Raw genomic sequence first — 15,317 nt, 5'->3', positions numbered from 1 at the left:
GCAGAAGCAAGCGCGTTCGAATTCATCCTAAACCCTTTCTTATTTTTTTTCACGAACTCTTCGTATGAAGTTCGTCATTCTCGACAACATCGCTTTGACAACGCATTTCGTCGTTTTACAATCGATCTCCCGAGCCGCAGAAACTGCATCCGCCACCTCTCGTCGAACGACGAAACGTCTTGTGCGTTGGAGACATCCGACGTCGTCACCGCCTCCCTTCATCCCTATACGTTCGAGCAGCCGCGTGCGATGACACGCCGCGTGCACCGTTACAAATTTTTTTCGCAGCGCCCTTACGGAGATACCCGTACGACGGATGCGGGAACATGACACGCACGCCGCCGCGCATCCATCGATGCGGGCCGCGCGATGCACGCGGCGATACGCGATCGTGCGTTCGCACCCGTCACGTCGCGTCCGCCGCGCAAACGACGACGCCCGCATGTCGCGGGCGTCGTTCGTCACCAAATGGGGATAGATGCGCGGCACGCGCGAATCAGAAGGTTTCCCAGTCGTCACCGCCGGCGGTGGCGGCAGCCGGTGCCGGCGCGGCAGCGGCCGCGACGGGCTTGCGCGCGGGCATCGGGGCGGCCGTGCGCTGCGGCGGTGCATCGCGATCGTCGCGCGCGGCCGGCTGCACGGGCGCGGCAACCGCTGCGGAAGGCGAGCGCGGAACGTGCGTCACGCGACGCGCCGCAACCGGCGCGACGGCGCGCGCCGTTTCGTCGTCGAGCTGGAATACCGCCGCCGTTTCGCGCAGGCGCCCGGCCTGCTCGTCGAGCGACTGCGCGGCGGCAGCGGCTTCCTCGACGAGCGCGGCATTCTGCTGCGTGACTTCGTCCATCTGCGCCACCGCACGCGCCACCTGGTCGATCCCGCCGCTCTGCTCCTCCGACGCCGCCGCGATCTCGCCCATGATGTCGGTCACGCGCTGCACCGCGCCGATCACGTCGCTCATCGTGCGCCCCGCTTCGTCGACCAGCGTCGAACCGGTGCGGATGCGCTCCACCGACGCGTCGATCAGCGCCTTGATTTCCTTCGCCGCGCTCGACGAGCGTTGCGCGAGGCTGCGCACCTCGCCGGCGACGACCGCGAAGCCGCGGCCCTCCTCGCCCGCACGCGCGGCTTCGACGGCCGCATTCAGCGCAAGAATGTTGGTCTGGAACGCGATTCCCTCGATGATTGCGATGATGTCGGCGATCTTCGCCGAGCTGTCGTTGATCTCGCCCATCGTGCCGACGACCTGGCCGACCACCGTATTGCCCTTGTTTGCAATCTCCGACGCATTCGCGGCCAGCGCGCTTGCCTGGCGCGCATTGTCCGCGTTCTGCTTCACGGTGCCGGTCAGCTGTTCCATGCTCGACGCGGTTTCCTGCAGCGCGGCGGCCTGCTCCTCGGTGCGCGACGACAGATCGATGTTGCCGGCCGCGATCTGGCGCGCCGCGGTCGCGATCGACTCGCTGCCGCCGCGCACGGTGCGCACCGTGTCGACCAGCCCGCGCTGCATCTTCGCGAGCCCTTCGAGAAGCTGGCCCATCTCGTCGCGCCGTTCCACGACGATCGGCCGGCGCAGGTCGCCGGCGGAAATCGCGTCGAAATGCGACAGCGCGTCGGCGATCGGGCGACCGATCGCGCGGCTCAGCGCCACCCATGACAGCAGTGCGGCGCCGACACCGGCCAGCAGCGCGACGATCGACAGTACGCGCAGCGTGTCGAACACCGATTCCGCTTGATCGAAGAGCACTTGCGCATTGGTGAACTGGAAGTTGCGCAGCGCTTCGCCGGCCACCGAGAGGTCGGTATAGAGCGCCTGGAGCTGCTTGGCGCCGTCGCCGAAGCGATCGCGCTGGTCCGCCCCGAGCAGGCTCGCGAACGCGTCGCAGGCGCGCTGCAGCGCCACGCGCTTCGCGGCGACGTCCTGCGCGAGCCGGTCTTCCTCGGGGCCGCGCGGCAGCGCGAGGTATTTCTGCCACCAGGCGTCGGACTGCGCGCGCATCGCGCGGCTGCGCTCGACGGCGGCCGCCGACTCGGGCGTGCCGGCCAGCAGCGCCGCGCGATCGAGTGCGAGCCGTTCGCGTGCCGAAAACATTTCCGCTACCGCCACGTCGACCGCGCTCGGCATCTGGTTCGTGAAAATCTCGCGCGTCGACACGTTCGAACGCGTCATCCCGTACAGCCCGAGCACGCCGGTTACGCCCAGCAGCATCGCCAGAAACGCCATCGTCAAACCGATGCGCGCACGAATCGTCAGGTTCCTGAACACCATCATCCATCCTGTATTGCGTCGTCATGAACGGGCCGGGCCCGTTGGCTGGAAGCATTGCTTCACTTGTTGCATTTACGACTGCGCGACGCACAACTTGATGGTTTTGGCGTGATTTTTTCGAATTATTCGTCTGTATATTACAAATAGCTGAACGAATGATGCAAATTCGGGCCAATTCGAGAAATGGATGGGGGGGAGGCCCGGCGACCTGCGGGCACGTTGCCGCAAGCACGACCGGCCGGCTGGCCCGTCGCACGAGACGGCCGGCCGAAATCGGGAAACGGAAGCCGGCGATCCGGCCCTAGTCGGCCAGTTCGGCGCGCGTCGGAATCGACGGCTGCGCGCCCGCCCGCGTGACCGACAGCGCCGCCGCACGTTGCGCGAAGCGGATGGCCGCATCGACATCCGCGCCGGCCGCGAGCCGTGCGGAAAAACCGCCGATGAAGGTATCGCCCGCCGCCGTCGTGTCGACGGCCTGCACGACCGGCGCCGGATAGTGCCGCGCGACGCCGTCGGCCGTCAGCGCGAGCACGCCGCGCGCGCCGAGCGTGACCAGCACGTTGCGCGCGCCGCCGGCCTGCAGCGCACGCGCGGCGGTTTCCGCCTCCGCCGGGTCGCGCACCGGCAGCGCGGTCAGCGCGGCCGCCTCGACCTCGTTCGGGATCAGGTAATCGACGAGCGGCAGCCAGCCCGCCGGCAGCGGCGCGACGGCCGGCGCCGGATTGAGCACCACCGTGCGGCCGAGCCGCCGCCCGGCCGACAGCGCCGCGAATACGGCGTCCGGCGGTGTTTCGAGCTGGCAGATCAGCACGTCGGCCGACGCCAGCGCGGCCTCGTGCCGTGCAACCGTCGCGGGCGTAACCTCGCCGTTGCCGCCCGCGACGATCACGATCGCGTTCTGGCTCGCGTCGTCGACGACGATCAGCGCGACGCCGGTCGACGCCGACGCGCTCGTCGCGAGCCCGGTGCAGTCGATGCCCTCGGCTTCCAGGCCCGCGCGCAATGCCGCGCCGTGCGCATCCGCGCCGACGCAACCGATCATCGCGACCTGCGCGCCGAGCCGCGCGGCGGCGACGGCCTGGTTGCCGCCCTTGCCGCCGGCCGCCTGGGCAAACGCATGCCCGGCGAGCGTTTCGCCCGGCAGCGGCAGTCGCGGCGCCCGCACGACGAGATCCATGTTGAGACTGCCGACCACCGTGACGCGGCCGGCACCCGCTGCGGGCGCCGTCATGCGCGGCCGCCCGACGCGGGCGGCTCGCGATAGACCGCCGTCGACTCGCGCAGCACGAGGCGCGGCGACACCACGCGACGACGGCTCGGCACGGCCGTCGAGCCGCCGCCGATCCGCTCGATCAGCGTCTGCGCGGCCATTTCGCCGAGCGCGCGCACCGACTGGCCGACCGTCGACAGCGCGGGATACGTGTAGCGGGAAAACTCGATATCGTCGAAACCGATGATCGAGCAGTCGTCGGGCACGCGCAGCCCGCGCTCGGCCGCCGCGCGCAGCGCGCCGACGCCCATCAGGTCGTTGCCCGCGAAAATCGCGCTCGGCCGCACCGATTCGAACAGCCGCGACGCCGCGTGATAGCCGCCGAGGCACGAGAAGTCGCTTTCCGCGATCGCGCCCGGCACGATGTCGACGCCGCGCTCGGCCATCGCGCGGATGAAACCGTGCACGCGCATCGCGCTGACGGCGGTGTCGGTCGGCCCCGTGATGCAGCCGATCTTCGCGTGCCCGAGTTCGAGCAGGTGGCGCGTCGCGAGGTACGCGCCGCGCTCGTGGTCGATCTGCACGAGGTCGGCCGCAAGCCCCTCGATGTTGCGGTCGACGACGACGAGCGGCGCATGGATATCGGCGAGCGTCTGCGCGAGCACCGCATCCTCGCCGGCCGATGCGACGATCAGCCCGTCGATGCGCTTTTCCTGCAGCACGCGCAGGTAGTTGCGCTGCTTCACGGGATCGTCGTCCGAATTGCAGAAGAACACGCAATAGCCGTTGGCCGCGCACTGATCCTCGATGCCGCGCGCAAGCTCCGCGAAGTACGGATTCGTGCTGTTCGGCACGACGAGGCCGATGGTCGCCGTCGCCCGCGCCTTCAGCGAGCGCGCCACGGCCGACGGCACGTAATTGAGCTCGCGGATTGCGCCCTCGACCTTCGCACGCACATCCGCGGACACCGGCCGCGAATTGTTCACCACGTGCGAGACGGTCGTAAACGACACGCCCGCCATGGCTGCCACATCCTTGATCGTCGCCATTTCCCGTTTCTCTCTGGTCTGTTCTGTCTGTCTTTCTACCGCGCGCGCGCGCGCCGGCTGCGATACGTATCGAGCACGACGGCCACCACGATCACCGCGCCGGTGATGATCCGTTTCGTCGGCTCGTTCGCCCCGATCTGCGCCAGCCCCGCGGCCAGCACGGAGATGATCAACACGCCGAAGAACGTGCTGATCACCGAGCCGCGCCCGCCCATCAGGCTCGTGCCGCCGATCACGACGGCCGCGATGACCTGCAGTTCGAGACCCGCGCCCGCGTTCGGATCGGCCGCCTCGAGCCGCGAAATCTGGAACAGCGACGCAAGCCCCGCGAGCGCCCCCATCAACGCGAATACGAGAATTTTATACGGACGCGGGTTAACCCCGGCAAGTCGGACGGCTTCTTCGTTCGTGCCGATCCCGACGAGGTAGCGCCCGAACACCGTGCGCGTGAGCACGAACTGGGCCGCGATCATCACCGCGACCGCGATCAGGAACGCCGGCGAGATGCCGAGCGCGATCGGGTTCGACAGGAAATCGAACGCGTCGCCGATATACGCCGTCCGCGAATTCGTCAGCTGGTACGCGAGGCCGCGCGCGGCCTCCAGCACGCCGAGCGACACGATGAACGACGGAATTCGCCAGCCGACCGTGACCGCCCCCGTCAGCGCCCCCGTGATGGTCGCGACCGCGATCCCGATCAGCGCGGCCGGCAGCGGCCCCCACTGCCATTTCAGCGCGGCGACGCTGACCATCGACGCGGCGAGCGCGAGCACCGAGCCGACCGACAGGTCGATCCCGGCGATGATCAGCACGAAGGTCATCCCGACCGACATCACGACGAGATCGGGAATCTGGTTCGCGATCGTGCTGAACGTATCGTAGGTCAGGAAATGCGAGCTCAACACCGAAAACAGCGCAATCATCGCGGCGAGCGCACCGGCGAGCCCGAGATAGTTCGACAGGCCGAGGCGCGTGCCGGACAGCGTGCGCGCGCGGCGCCCCGTCACGTCCTGCTGGGCGCCTGCGTCGGTCGGGGATACGGGAGGCTGGGTCATTGCTGGGGTCCTGTCGTCGAATTGCCGGGGGCGGCGCCTGGCGCCTGCCCCGCGTCCGGATGTTGCGCGCCGCCCGGCGGCGTCTCGCGGCCGAAGCCGGCGAATGCCGCGGCCAGCAGCGCATCCTGGGTCCAGTTGCCGCGCTCGAACACGGCGGTCATGCGGCCGGCCGACATCACGCCGATCCGGTCGCAGATCAGCATCAGCTCGCGCAGGTCGCTCGACACGACGACGAGCGACCGGCCTTCGCGCGCGAGCGCGCCCATCAGCGTGTAGATCTCGAATTTGGCGCCGACGTCGATCCCGCGCGTCGGCTCGTCGAACAGCAGCACGCCCATGTCGCGGGCGAGCCAGCGGCCGATCACGACCTTCTGCTGGTTGCCGCCCGACAGCTCGCCGACCGCCTGCGCCGCACCGTGCGTGCGGATCCGCAACGCGTCGATCTGCTGCTCGGCAAGCGCCGTCTCGCGTGCGGCATCGACGATGCCGCCGCGCGCGAGCCGGTCGAGCTGGCCGAGCGACACGTTCGCGGTGATCGACTGCGACAGCAGCAGCCCTTCACCCTTGCGATCCTCGGTAATCAGCGCGATGCCCAGCTTCACCGCGTCGACGGGGGAATCGATCTTCGCCGGCTTCGGCGGCTGGCCGACCGCGATCATCCCCGCATCCGGCGTATCGGCGCCGTAGATCAGCCGCAGCAACTCGGTGCGCCCCGCGCCGATCAATCCCGAAATGCCGAAGATCTCGCCCGCGCGCACCTCGAGCGACACGTCGCGCACGGCCGTCCCGCGCGTGAACCCCGATACGACGAGCCGCGGCGCGCCGATGTGGCGCTCGCCGAGCTCGATCTGCTCGCCGATCTCGCGCCCGACCATCAGCGTGACGAGCCCGTCGGACGTCGTCGCGGCCATGTCGCCCGCGTGCACGAGCCGGCCGTCGCGCAGCACCGCGACGCGCTCGGCGACACGCGCGAGCTCCTCGAGACGGTGCGAGATATAGACGATCGCGACGCCGCGCGCCTTCAGCCGGTCGATCTGCTCGAACAGCAGCTCGACTTCGCGCGCGGTCAGCATCGCGGTCGGCTCGTCGAGAATCAGCACGCGGCAGTCGCCGATCAGGTTGCGCGCGATCTCGACCATCTGCTGATGGCCGATGCCGAGTGCGCCGACCGGCGTATCGGGATCGACCGCATCGAGCCCGACCTGCGCCATCGCGGCCCGCGCGTCCTCGCGCAGCCGCGCGCGATCGATGATCCCGAAGCGCCGCGGCAGGCGGTTCAGGAACAGGTTTTCGGCCACCGTCAGCGTCGGCAGCAGGTTCAGCTCCTGCATCACCATGCGCACGCCGAGCGCCTCGGCCTGCGTGCGGCTCGCCGGCGCGTAGGCGTGGCCGCCGAGCTGCATCGTGCCGGTGGTCGGATCGACGAGCCCGCCGATGATCTTCGACAGCGTGCTCTTGCCGGCGCCGTTCTCGCCCGTCAGCGCGAGCGCCTGGCCCGCCTCGAGCGTCAGCGTGACATCGGCGAGCACGGGTTCGCCATAGGTCTTGCCGATGCCGGATACGGACAGCACGGGTTGGGCTGAACGGGAGGGTTGGAAGGTCGGTTCCATCGCGATCCTGATTGCGGCCGCGCGCACGCGGCGCGCGGGTATGACGCTCACAAGTGCATGTGCATGCAGTGGCCGTGATCGCGCTCACTCCGGATAACGGCCGCCACGCCGGATTCTTGAGGGCGGCGGCCGGACCGGAGTCGCGTTACTTCGTCACGAGATCCACCGGCGTCTCGACCACGCCGGACATGTCGGCCTGCTTGCGATGCTCGGCGATCGCCTTCAGCGCCGTGTCGATGCCGAATACGGCCTGCTTCGCCGCGTACTGGTCGGCGGTCGCGAGCACGCGGCCGTCCTTCAGCATCGGCTTGATCGCGTTGATGTTGTCGTAGCCGACCACGAGCACCTTGCCCTGCTTGCCGGCCGCGCGCACGGCCGACACGGCGCCGATCGCCATGTTGTCGTTGCCGCACAGCAGCGCCTTCAGGTTCGGGTATTCGTTGAGCATCGCGGCAGCCACCGCATTGCCCTTGTCGATTTCCCATTCGCCCGACTGCACGGACACCACCTTCATCCCGCCCGCCTTCATCGCGTCCTGGAAGCCGGCCGTGCGCTGCTGCGCGTTGGTCGTCGTCGACACGCCTTCGACGATGCCGACCTGGTCGCCCGCCTTCAGCCGCTTCGCGAGGTAGTCGCCGATCTTGCGCGCCCCCTTGCGGTTGTCCGGGCCGACGAACGGCACGTTCAGGTTCTTCGACTTCAGCACGTCGGGATCGAGCCGGTTGTCGATGTTCACGACGACGATGCCCGCATCGACGGCTTTCTTCACGACCGGCACGAGTGCCTTCGAGTCGGCCGGCGCGAGCACGATCGCATCGACCTTCGACACGATCATCTGCTCGACGATGCGGATCTGGTTCGCGGTGTCGGTCTCGTCCTTGATGCCGTTGGTGATCAGGTCGAACTGATTCGCGTTGTGCTTCTGGTAATCCTTCGCGCCGGTTTCCATGGTCAGGAAGAACTCGTTGGCGAGCGACTTCATCACGAGCGCGACCTTCGGCTTGGCCGCGGACTGCGCGTGGACGGCCGGGGCGGCGGCGACCGCGACGGCGGCGAGCGCGGCGGTCAGGAAGCGACGGCGAAAGCGGACATTCATACACATCTCCTGGCGACTGGCCCGTCGGGCCGGACTGTTGTTTTAATGTGAGCAAACGTTTGCGCCACACTACCCGGGCAATGGCCATCAATGCTGCTATCGGTACCACGGAATGGAAGCGAGGCAGACGGCCGACTGCCTGGCGCGTGCTGTCGTTGACGCGCCACCGCCGGCGGGACGCCGGCGGAGTGAAGGCTATGCTGTACCGATTCGCTTCGCCGCGCAACCTGTCTGATCAATATTTAAGGGTTTATTCGGAGTGTGCGATCGGGCTGCACGACGCGCAAATGCGACAGTCGCGGCTTGCCGCGCATCACGCAGGGTCCCGCGGCGCAGGCGTCGCTTCATCGACCGACGGCGGCTCGCCGAAGCGGTTCGCATGCGGCGTACCGGCGATGAAACCGTTCATCACGAACAACGCGATCGCGCCGGCGATCGGCACGACGAGCAGCAGCGCCCACCACCCCGACTTGTCGATGTCGTGCAGCCGCTTCACGGTAACCGCCAGCCACGACCACGTTGCCACGACGGCGATCGCGCCGGCGACGAGCACCACTGCCAGCGGCAGATCGTCGTCCGGTGAGCCGCGCGAACCGGCATCGAGGAACGCGCCGATCAACCCGGAAACCAGCGAGTAGATCCACCACGGCAGGCGCTCGGTCCGGCCTTTGAAGGAAAAGAGAAACCATATCGGATTCATTGCTCGCCCCTTCGTCGTGCGGCGTGAACGCCCGCCATCAGACCATGCACGCGCATTGAATCATATCTTCCGAATCATGGCCCGGCCGGGAGGCCGAAACCGGATCGACGCGTTCGCCCGTGCCGTTTCTGGTTGTTCTGTCGGCAGGAGAACGCATGCTGAACGCCGCATCCGGCGAAGGGCCCGGCCGGGAGCGGCGGGCACAGCCGATGGTTCGATGAATCAGGCCATCGCGCCGGCGGCCATTTCGCCGCCGCCGGGTGTTCGGTGCCGTGCGCGCACGACGCGCCATCCGCGGCAACGGCCCGGACGGCGCGCGAAGCGCGCAACCGTCAAACGGCTTCGCGCAACAGCCCCGCGATTTCCGCTTCGTTCAGGTGCGGCGCGAACATCTCGATCAGCCGATACGCATAGGCGCGCAGGAACGCGCCCTTGCGCAGCCCGACGCGCGTCGTGCTCGCCTCGAACAGGTGCTGCGTATCGAGCGCGACGAGCCCTGTGTCGCGCTGCGGATCATAGGCCATCGCGGCGACGACGCCGATCCCCATCCCGAGTTCGACGTAGGTCTTGATCACGTCCGCGTCGATCGCGGTCAGCACGACGTCCGGCACGGCGCCCGCCTGCGTGAACGCCTGGTCGATGTGCGAGCGGCCCGTGAAGTCCTGGTCGTACGTGATGATCGGATACTCGGCGATTTCCTCGAGCGTCAGGTTCTCGCGGCCGACGAGCGGATGGCCCTTCGGCACGACGACCGTGTGATGCCACGAATAGCACGGGAACGTCACGATGTCCGGATAGCGGTCGAGCGCCTCGGTCGAGATGCCGAGATCGGCTTCGCCGTTCAGGATCATCTGCGCGATCTGCTGCGGGCTGCCCTGGCGCAACGCCAGATGCACCTTCGGGAACACCTCGGTGAACTGCCGGATCACCTTCGGCAGCGCGTAGCGCGCCTGCGTGTGCGTCGTCGCGACGACGAGATGGCCGCTGTCCTGGTCGGCGAACTGGCGCGCGACGCGGCGCAGGTTCTCGGCGTCGAGCAGCATCCGCTCGATCAACTGATGCACCGCCTTGCCGGGCTCCGTGAGCCCCGTCAGCCGTTTGCCGCGCCGAATGAAGATGTCGACGCCCAGTTCATCCTCGAGATCCTTGATCTGCTTCGACACGCCCGACTGCGACGTATACAGCACGTTCGCGACTTCCGTCAGGTTCATGTTCTGGCGCACCGCTTCGCGCACGAACCGCAATTGCTGAAAATTCATGGGTATGCCTCTTAGGCTGTCGTTGTTTGATTGTCGATTCGGAGCATGTCCCGCCCCCTGCCCTGTATTGTCTCGTCAACGCGCGGGAAAGACACGCACCGCGCGCGGCACGGCCGTCGCACCGTCGCCGACCTGCAGCGACAGCGCACGCCATGCATCGCGATCCAGTTCCGCCTCGAGCGCGCCGCCCGCGCGCGCCTCGAGCTCCACGCGCACCGAACCGCCGAGCGGGATCACGCGGCGCACGTCCACCGCGATGCCGTCCCGGTGCCCTTCGCCCGCCGGCCACAGCTGCAGGTCGTGCGGTCGCACGTAGGCATTCGCGGGGCCCGCGAAATCGGCGTCGACCTCGATCGGCGCGGCCGCGCCCTCGGCCACGAAGCCGCGCCCGGCCACCGTGCCCGGCAGCCGGTTCGCCGCGCCGAGGAACTCGTACACGAACGCGCTTTGCGGATGATCGTAGACGTCCTGCGGGCTGCCGACCTGCTCGACGTGGCCGCGGTTCAGCACGACGATGCGGTCCGCGACTTCCAGCGCCTCCTCCTGGTCGTGCGTGACGAAGATCGTCGAGATGTGCAGGTCGTCGTGCAGCCGGCGCAACCAGCCGCGCAGCTCCTTGCGGACCTTCGCGTCGAGCGCGCCGAACGGCTCGTCGAGCAGCAGCACCTTCGGCTCGACCGCGAGCGCGCGGGCGAGCGCGATACGCTGGCGCTGGCCGCCCGACAGTTCGGACGGATAGCGCTGCGCGAGCCAGTCGAGCTGCACCAGTTTCAGCAACTCGTGCACCTTCTCGCGGATCACGGCTTCCGACGGCCGCTCGCGGCGCGGCTTCACGCGCAGCCCGAACGCGACGTTCTCGAATACGGTCATGTGGCGGAACAGCGCGTAGTGCTGAAACACGAAGCCGACCTGGCGGTCGCGCGCGCCGACCGACGCGACGTCGAGCCCCTGCAGCACGACCTGGCCGGCGTCCGCGTGCTCGAGGCCCGCGATCACGCGCAGCAGCGTGGTCTTGCCGCAGCCGGACGGCCCGAGCAGCGCGACCAGCTCGCCCGGCGGAAAGTCGAGCGATACGTTGTCGAGCGCCGTGAAATCGCCGAAGCGCTTCTGAAGGTTACGGACGGTGATACCCATTCTGGTTGCCTCTTTACGATTTCGACGAAACGGCGGCGGGGCCGGCATGTGCGGGCGCGGTGTCGCTCGCGCCGGCCAGTTCGGCGGCGAGATGACGCTCGGCGATCAGCTTCAGCGCGAGCGTGACGAGCGCGAGCAGCGCCAGCACCGACGCCACCGCGAACGCCGCCGCGAAGTTGTATTCGTTGTACAGGATCTCGACGTGCAGCGGCATCGTGTCGGTCTGGCCGCGGATATGGCCCGACACGACCGACACCGCACCGAACTCGCCCATCGCGCGCGCATTGCACAGGATCACGCCGTACAGCAGGCCCCACTTCACATTCGGCAGCGTCACGCGTCGGAAGATCTGCCAGCCCGACGCGCCGAGCACGCGCGCGGCCTCCTCCTCGTCGGTGCCTTGCGCCTGCATCAGCGGGATCAGCTCGCGCGCGACGAACGGGAACGTGACGAAGATCGTCGCGAGCACGATGCCCGGCACCGCGAAGATGATCTGCACGTCGTGGTTCTGCAGCCACGGCCCGAGCCAGCCCTGCGCGCCGAACAGCAGCACGTACACGAGGCCCGAGATCACCGGCGACACCGAGAACGGCAGGTCGATCAGCGTCGTCAGCAACGCCTTGCCGCGGAATTCGAACTTCGCGATCGCCCACGACGCGCACACGCCGAACACGAGGTTCAGCGGCACGGCGATCACGGCGACGGTCAGCGTCAGCTTGATCGCCGACCACGCGTCGGGATCGGCCAGCGATTCGAGATAGAAGCCGACGCCCTTGCGCAGCGCCTCGACGAACACCGCGGCGAGCGGCACGACGAGGAAGAACGCGAGGAACGCCAGCGCGATGCCCGTGAGCAGCCAGCGCACGACGCGCGACTCGCTGACGGGATCGAGCCGTTTCGTGGCGCGCACGGCCGGCGACGGGGTTTTCAGCACGACGGTGGCCTCCTGGCTCATTGCTGGCCTCCTGCCGCGACGGCGGCAACGGTGGCGGGCGCGGGGCCGCTTGCGCCCTTGCTCGTCCGCCGCTGCAGATACCACTGCAGCGTGTTGATCAGCAGCAGCATCAGGAACGACACGACCAGCATCACGACCGCCAGCGCGGTCGCGCCCGCGTAGTCGTACTGCTCGAGCTTCGTGATGATCAGCAGCGACGTGATCTCGGATTTCATCGGCACGTTGCCGGCGATGAAGATCACCGAGCCGTATTCGCCGAGCGCACGCGCGAACGCGAGCGCGAAGCCGGTGAGGAGCGCCGGCAGCACGGCCGGCAGCACGACGCGGCGGAACGTGAGCCAGCGCGACGCGCCGAGGCATGCGGCCGCTTCCTCCTGCTCGCGCTCGAAATCCTCGAGCACCGGCTGCACGGTGCGCACGACGAACGGCAGCCCGATGAAGGTCAGCGCGACCAGCACGCCGGCCGGCGTGAACGCGATCTTGATGCCGAGCGGCGCGAGATACTGGCCGACCCAGCCGTTGGTCGCGTAGACGGCCGCGAGCGAGATGCCGGCGACCGACGTCGGCAGCGCGAACGGCAGGTCGACGATCGCATCGACGAGGCGCTTGAACGGGAACGTGTAGCGCACGAGCACCCACGCGACGAGGAAGCCGAACACGGCGTTGATCAGCCCGCCGCCGAGCGCGGCCGAGAACGTCAGCCGGTACGACGCGAGCACGCGCGGCGACGTGACGGCGGTGACGAACTGGTCCCACGACAGCGTCGCGGTCTTCAGGAACGTGGCGGCGAGCGGGATCAGCACCACGAGGCTCAAATAGGCCACCGTGATGCCGAGTGTCACGCCGAAACCGGGCAGCGCGCTCGGCTTGCGAAAGGTGTACGTCGTCATCGGATGCTCTTGCTGGGTCGATGCTGCTCACGGGTCCGACGCAAACGCCGGCGCAGTGAATCGCGCCGGCGGGCCGTCGGGGAGGCGGCGCGCTGCGTGGCGCGCCGCTGTCGTTATGGCGTTACTGCGGCTTGTAGATCGAGTCGAACACGCCGCCGTCCGCGAAATGCGTCTTCTGCGCATTCGTCCAGCCGCCGAACGTGTCGTCGACCGTGTACAGCTTCAGCTTCGGGAACTGCTTCGTCAGTTCCGCCGGCACGTTCTTCGAACGCGGCCGGTAGTAGTTGCGCGCCGCGATCTCCTGGCCCTGCGGGCTGTACAGGAAGTTCAGGTACGCTTCGGCCAGCTTGCGCGTGCCCTTCTTGTCGACCACCTTGTCGACCACCGCGACGGGCGGCTCGGCCAGGATGCTCACCGACGGCACGACGATCTCGAACTTGTCGGTGCCGAATTCCTTCACCGACAGGAATGCCTCGTTTTCCCACGCGATCAGCACGTCGCCGATGCCGCGCTGCACGAAGCTCGTCGTCGCGCCCCGCGCGCCCGAATCGAGCACGCCGGCGTTCTTGTAGAGCTTCGTGACGAATTCCTTGGCCGTCTGCTCGTTGCCGCCCGGCTTGTGCACCGCGTACGCCCATGCCGCCAGGTAGTTCCAGCGTGCGCCGCCCGACGTCTTCGGGTTCGGCGTGACGATCGAGATGCCCGGCTTGGTCAGGTCGTCCCAGTCCTTGATCCCCTTCGGATTGCCCTTGCGCACCAGGAACACGATCGTCGACGTGTACGGCGACGCGTTGTCGGGCAGGCGCTTCTGCCAGTCCTTGTTCACGAGCCCCTTGTTCGCGAGCGCGTCGATGTCGTACGCGAGCGCCAGCGTGACGACGTCGGCCTGCAGGCCGTCGAGCACCGAGCGCGCCTGCGCGCCCGACCCGCCGTGCGACTGCTTGAAGTTGACGGTCTCGCCCGTCTTCGCCTTCCACTCCTTGCCGAACGCCTGGTTGAAGTCCTGATACAGCTCGCGCGTCGGGTCGTACGACACGTTCAGGAACGTCGTATCGGCCTGGGCATGCGTCGCGACGCCCAGCGCCGCCGCCGCGCCCAGCGCGAGTGTTGCGATCAGGCGGCCCACTCCGCCCACCAGCCCCGTATTGCGCTTCGCCATCCTTGGTTCTCCAGTGTTGTCGGTATTGCGATGTCGGGCCAGTCTAGCGAACGGGTTACATGATTAAAAATAATCGTTCCTCATTTTTTAATACTCAAAAGTGCTAACGCAGACGGGACGGACGGTTGCGGCAGATAAACCGCCGTCGGGGCGTCGCAAAATCACGCCGGAACCGGCGCGATCGCGTCGAACCTCACGTAACACTTGAAATTCGCGAAGTACTGTATAAAAATACAGCTCACTGTCTATCCATACAGTTGAGCCATGACCAAACTCACCGCCCGTCAGCAGCAAGTGTTCGACTTGATCCGTCGCGCGATCGAGCGCTCCGGATTCCCGCCCACCCGTGCCGAGATCGCGGCCGAGTTGGGCTTCAGTTCGCCGAATGCGGCCGAGGAGCACCTGCGCGCGCTGGCGCGCAAGGGCGTGATCGAGCTGGCCGCCGGCGCGTCGCGCGGCATCCGCCTGCTCGGCATCGACGACGCCCCGCATCAGTTCACGCTGCCGCACGCCGGCCTGATGCAGCTGTCGCTGCCGCTCGTCGGCCGCGTCGCGGCCGGTAGCCCGATCCTCGCGCAGGAGCACATCTCGCAGCACTACGCGTGCGATCCCGCGCTGTTCACGAGCAAGCCCGACTACCTGCTGAAGGTGCGCGGCCTGTCGATGCGCGACGCCGGCATTCTCGACGGCGACCTCCTCGCCGTGCAGAAGCGCACGGAGGCAAAGGACGGCCAGATCATCGTCGCGCGTCTCGGCGACGACGTCACGGTCAAGCGCCTGATGCGCCGGCCTGGCGGTCTCGAGCTGATCGCGGAGAACCCGGATTACGAAAATATCTTCGTCAAGGCCGGCAGCGCGGAGTTCGCGCTGGAAGGCATCGCCGTCGGACTGATCCGATCAGGCGAACTCTGACATTCCGTCTCGCTGAGGAGAA

General features: G+C 67.8%; 13 protein-coding genes. 1 reads left to right on the top strand and 12 read right to left on the bottom strand.

The window, feature by feature from the left end; translation table 11 throughout:
- Positions 1-496: 496 nt before the first annotated feature.
- The 12 genes from VXM69_RS27815 to VXM69_RS27760 form a co-directional block, all read right to left on the bottom strand.
- Positions 497-2,266, bottom strand: coding sequence for a methyl-accepting chemotaxis protein (locus tag VXM69_RS27815; protein ID WP_124669099.1), 1,770 nt, complete (start codon positions 2,264-2,266; stop codon positions 497-499).
- A 301-nt stretch (positions 2,267-2,567) separates the two neighbouring features.
- Positions 2,568-3,497, bottom strand: a complete 930-nt coding sequence (rbsK, locus tag VXM69_RS27810) for a ribokinase (protein WP_059557763.1) — start codon at positions 3,495-3,497, stop codon at positions 2,568-2,570.
- On the bottom strand, positions 3,494-4,525 hold the full coding sequence (locus tag VXM69_RS27805) for a LacI family DNA-binding transcriptional regulator (protein WP_034186950.1): 1,032 nt from the start codon (positions 4,523-4,525) through the stop codon (positions 3,494-3,496). Before VXM69_RS27805 ends, rbsK begins: the two co-directional genes overlap by 4 nt.
- A 35-nt stretch (positions 4,526-4,560) precedes the next feature.
- Positions 4,561-5,580, bottom strand: coding sequence for an ABC transporter permease (locus tag VXM69_RS27800; protein WP_367189560.1), 1,020 nt, complete (start codon positions 5,578-5,580; stop codon positions 4,561-4,563).
- A complete protein-coding gene (locus VXM69_RS27795; RefSeq protein ID WP_367189559.1) occupies positions 5,577-7,190 on the bottom strand; it encodes a sugar ABC transporter ATP-binding protein in 1,614 nt (537 codons plus the stop codon). Before VXM69_RS27795 ends, VXM69_RS27800 begins: the two co-directional genes overlap by 4 nt.
- Before the next feature lie 145 nt (positions 7,191-7,335).
- Positions 7,336-8,286, bottom strand: a complete 951-nt coding sequence (locus VXM69_RS27790) for a sugar ABC transporter substrate-binding protein (protein ID WP_034186953.1) — start codon at positions 8,284-8,286, stop codon at positions 7,336-7,338.
- 313 nt (positions 8,287-8,599) lie between these two features.
- Positions 8,600-8,986, bottom strand: coding sequence for a DUF805 domain-containing protein (locus VXM69_RS27785; protein ID WP_367189558.1), 387 nt, complete (start codon positions 8,984-8,986; stop codon positions 8,600-8,602).
- A 332-nt stretch (positions 8,987-9,318) separates the two neighbouring features.
- Positions 9,319-10,245 carry a CysB family HTH-type transcriptional regulator gene (locus tag VXM69_RS27780; protein WP_034186954.1) on the bottom strand — a complete coding sequence of 309 codons (927 nt, stop codon included), beginning with the start codon at positions 10,243-10,245 and terminating at the stop codon, positions 9,319-9,321.
- Positions 10,246-10,320: 75 nt separating this feature from the next.
- Positions 10,321-11,379 (bottom strand): sulfate/molybdate ABC transporter ATP-binding protein, encoded by a 1,059-nt coding sequence (locus tag VXM69_RS27775; RefSeq protein WP_034186955.1) that lies wholly within the window; start codon positions 11,377-11,379, stop codon positions 10,321-10,323.
- A 13-nt stretch (positions 11,380-11,392) separates the two neighbouring features.
- A complete protein-coding gene (cysW, locus tag VXM69_RS27770; protein ID WP_034186956.1) occupies positions 11,393-12,334 on the bottom strand; it encodes a sulfate ABC transporter permease subunit CysW in 942 nt (313 codons plus the stop codon).
- Positions 12,331-13,224 (bottom strand): sulfate ABC transporter permease subunit CysT, encoded by an 894-nt coding sequence (gene cysT / locus VXM69_RS27765; RefSeq protein WP_226228735.1) that lies wholly within the window; start codon positions 13,222-13,224, stop codon positions 12,331-12,333. Before cysT ends, cysW begins: the two co-directional genes overlap by 4 nt.
- 121 nt (positions 13,225-13,345) lie before the next feature.
- Positions 13,346-14,383 (bottom strand): sulfate ABC transporter substrate-binding protein, encoded by a 1,038-nt coding sequence (locus VXM69_RS27760; RefSeq protein WP_034186958.1) that lies wholly within the window; start codon positions 14,381-14,383, stop codon positions 13,346-13,348.
- Positions 14,384-14,647: 264 nt separating this feature from the next.
- Here VXM69_RS27760 and lexA point away from each other — a divergent pair, with 264 nt between their 5' ends.
- Positions 14,648-15,295: a transcriptional repressor LexA gene (gene lexA / locus VXM69_RS27755; protein ID WP_006754655.1), complete on the top strand. Its 648-nt coding sequence runs from the start codon at positions 14,648-14,650 to the stop codon at positions 15,293-15,295.
- Positions 15,296-15,317: the final 22 nt, after the last annotated feature.

It is taken from the genome of Burkholderia sp. Ed8 (genome assembly GCF_040761425.1).
Lineage (GTDB): Bacteria > Pseudomonadota > Gammaproteobacteria > Burkholderiales > Burkholderiaceae > Burkholderia > Burkholderia seminalis.
This window is presented reverse-complemented; position numbering and strand designations above follow the sequence as displayed.

Excerpts from the sequence above, each read along its gene's own strand:
- VXM69_RS27815 (WP_124669099.1), bottom strand. The coding sequence starts at position 2,266 with ATGGTGTTCAGGAACCTGACGATTCGTGCGCGCATCGGTTTGACGATG.
- rbsK (WP_059557763.1), bottom strand. The coding sequence starts at position 3,497 with ATGACGGCGCCCGCAGCGGGTGCCGGCCGCGTCACGGTGGTCGGCAGT.
- VXM69_RS27805 (WP_034186950.1), bottom strand. The coding sequence starts at position 4,525 with ATGGCGACGATCAAGGATGTGGCAGCCATGGCGGGCGTGTCGTTTACG.
- VXM69_RS27800 (WP_367189560.1), bottom strand. The coding sequence starts at position 5,580 with ATGACCCAGCCTCCCGTATCCCCGACCGACGCAGGCGCCCAGCAGGAC.
- VXM69_RS27795 (WP_367189559.1), bottom strand. The coding sequence starts at position 7,190 with ATGGAACCGACCTTCCAACCCTCCCGTTCAGCCCAACCCGTGCTGTCC.
- VXM69_RS27790 (WP_034186953.1), bottom strand. The coding sequence starts at position 8,286 with ATGAATGTCCGCTTTCGCCGTCGCTTCCTGACCGCCGCGCTCGCCGCC.
- VXM69_RS27785 (WP_367189558.1), bottom strand. The coding sequence starts at position 8,986 with ATGAATCCGATATGGTTTCTCTTTTCCTTCAAAGGCCGGACCGAGCGC.
- VXM69_RS27780 (WP_034186954.1), bottom strand. The coding sequence starts at position 10,245 with ATGAATTTTCAGCAATTGCGGTTCGTGCGCGAAGCGGTGCGCCAGAAC.
- VXM69_RS27775 (WP_034186955.1), bottom strand. The coding sequence starts at position 11,379 with ATGGGTATCACCGTCCGTAACCTTCAGAAGCGCTTCGGCGATTTCACG.
- cysW (WP_034186956.1), bottom strand. The coding sequence starts at position 12,334 with ATGAGCCAGGAGGCCACCGTCGTGCTGAAAACCCCGTCGCCGGCCGTG.
- cysT (WP_226228735.1), bottom strand. The coding sequence starts at position 13,224 with ATGACGACGTACACCTTTCGCAAGCCGAGCGCGCTGCCCGGTTTCGGC.
- VXM69_RS27760 (WP_034186958.1), bottom strand. The coding sequence starts at position 14,383 with ATGGCGAAGCGCAATACGGGGCTGGTGGGCGGAGTGGGCCGCCTGATC.
- lexA (WP_006754655.1), top strand. The coding sequence starts at position 14,648 with ATGACCAAACTCACCGCCCGTCAGCAGCAAGTGTTCGACTTGATCCGT.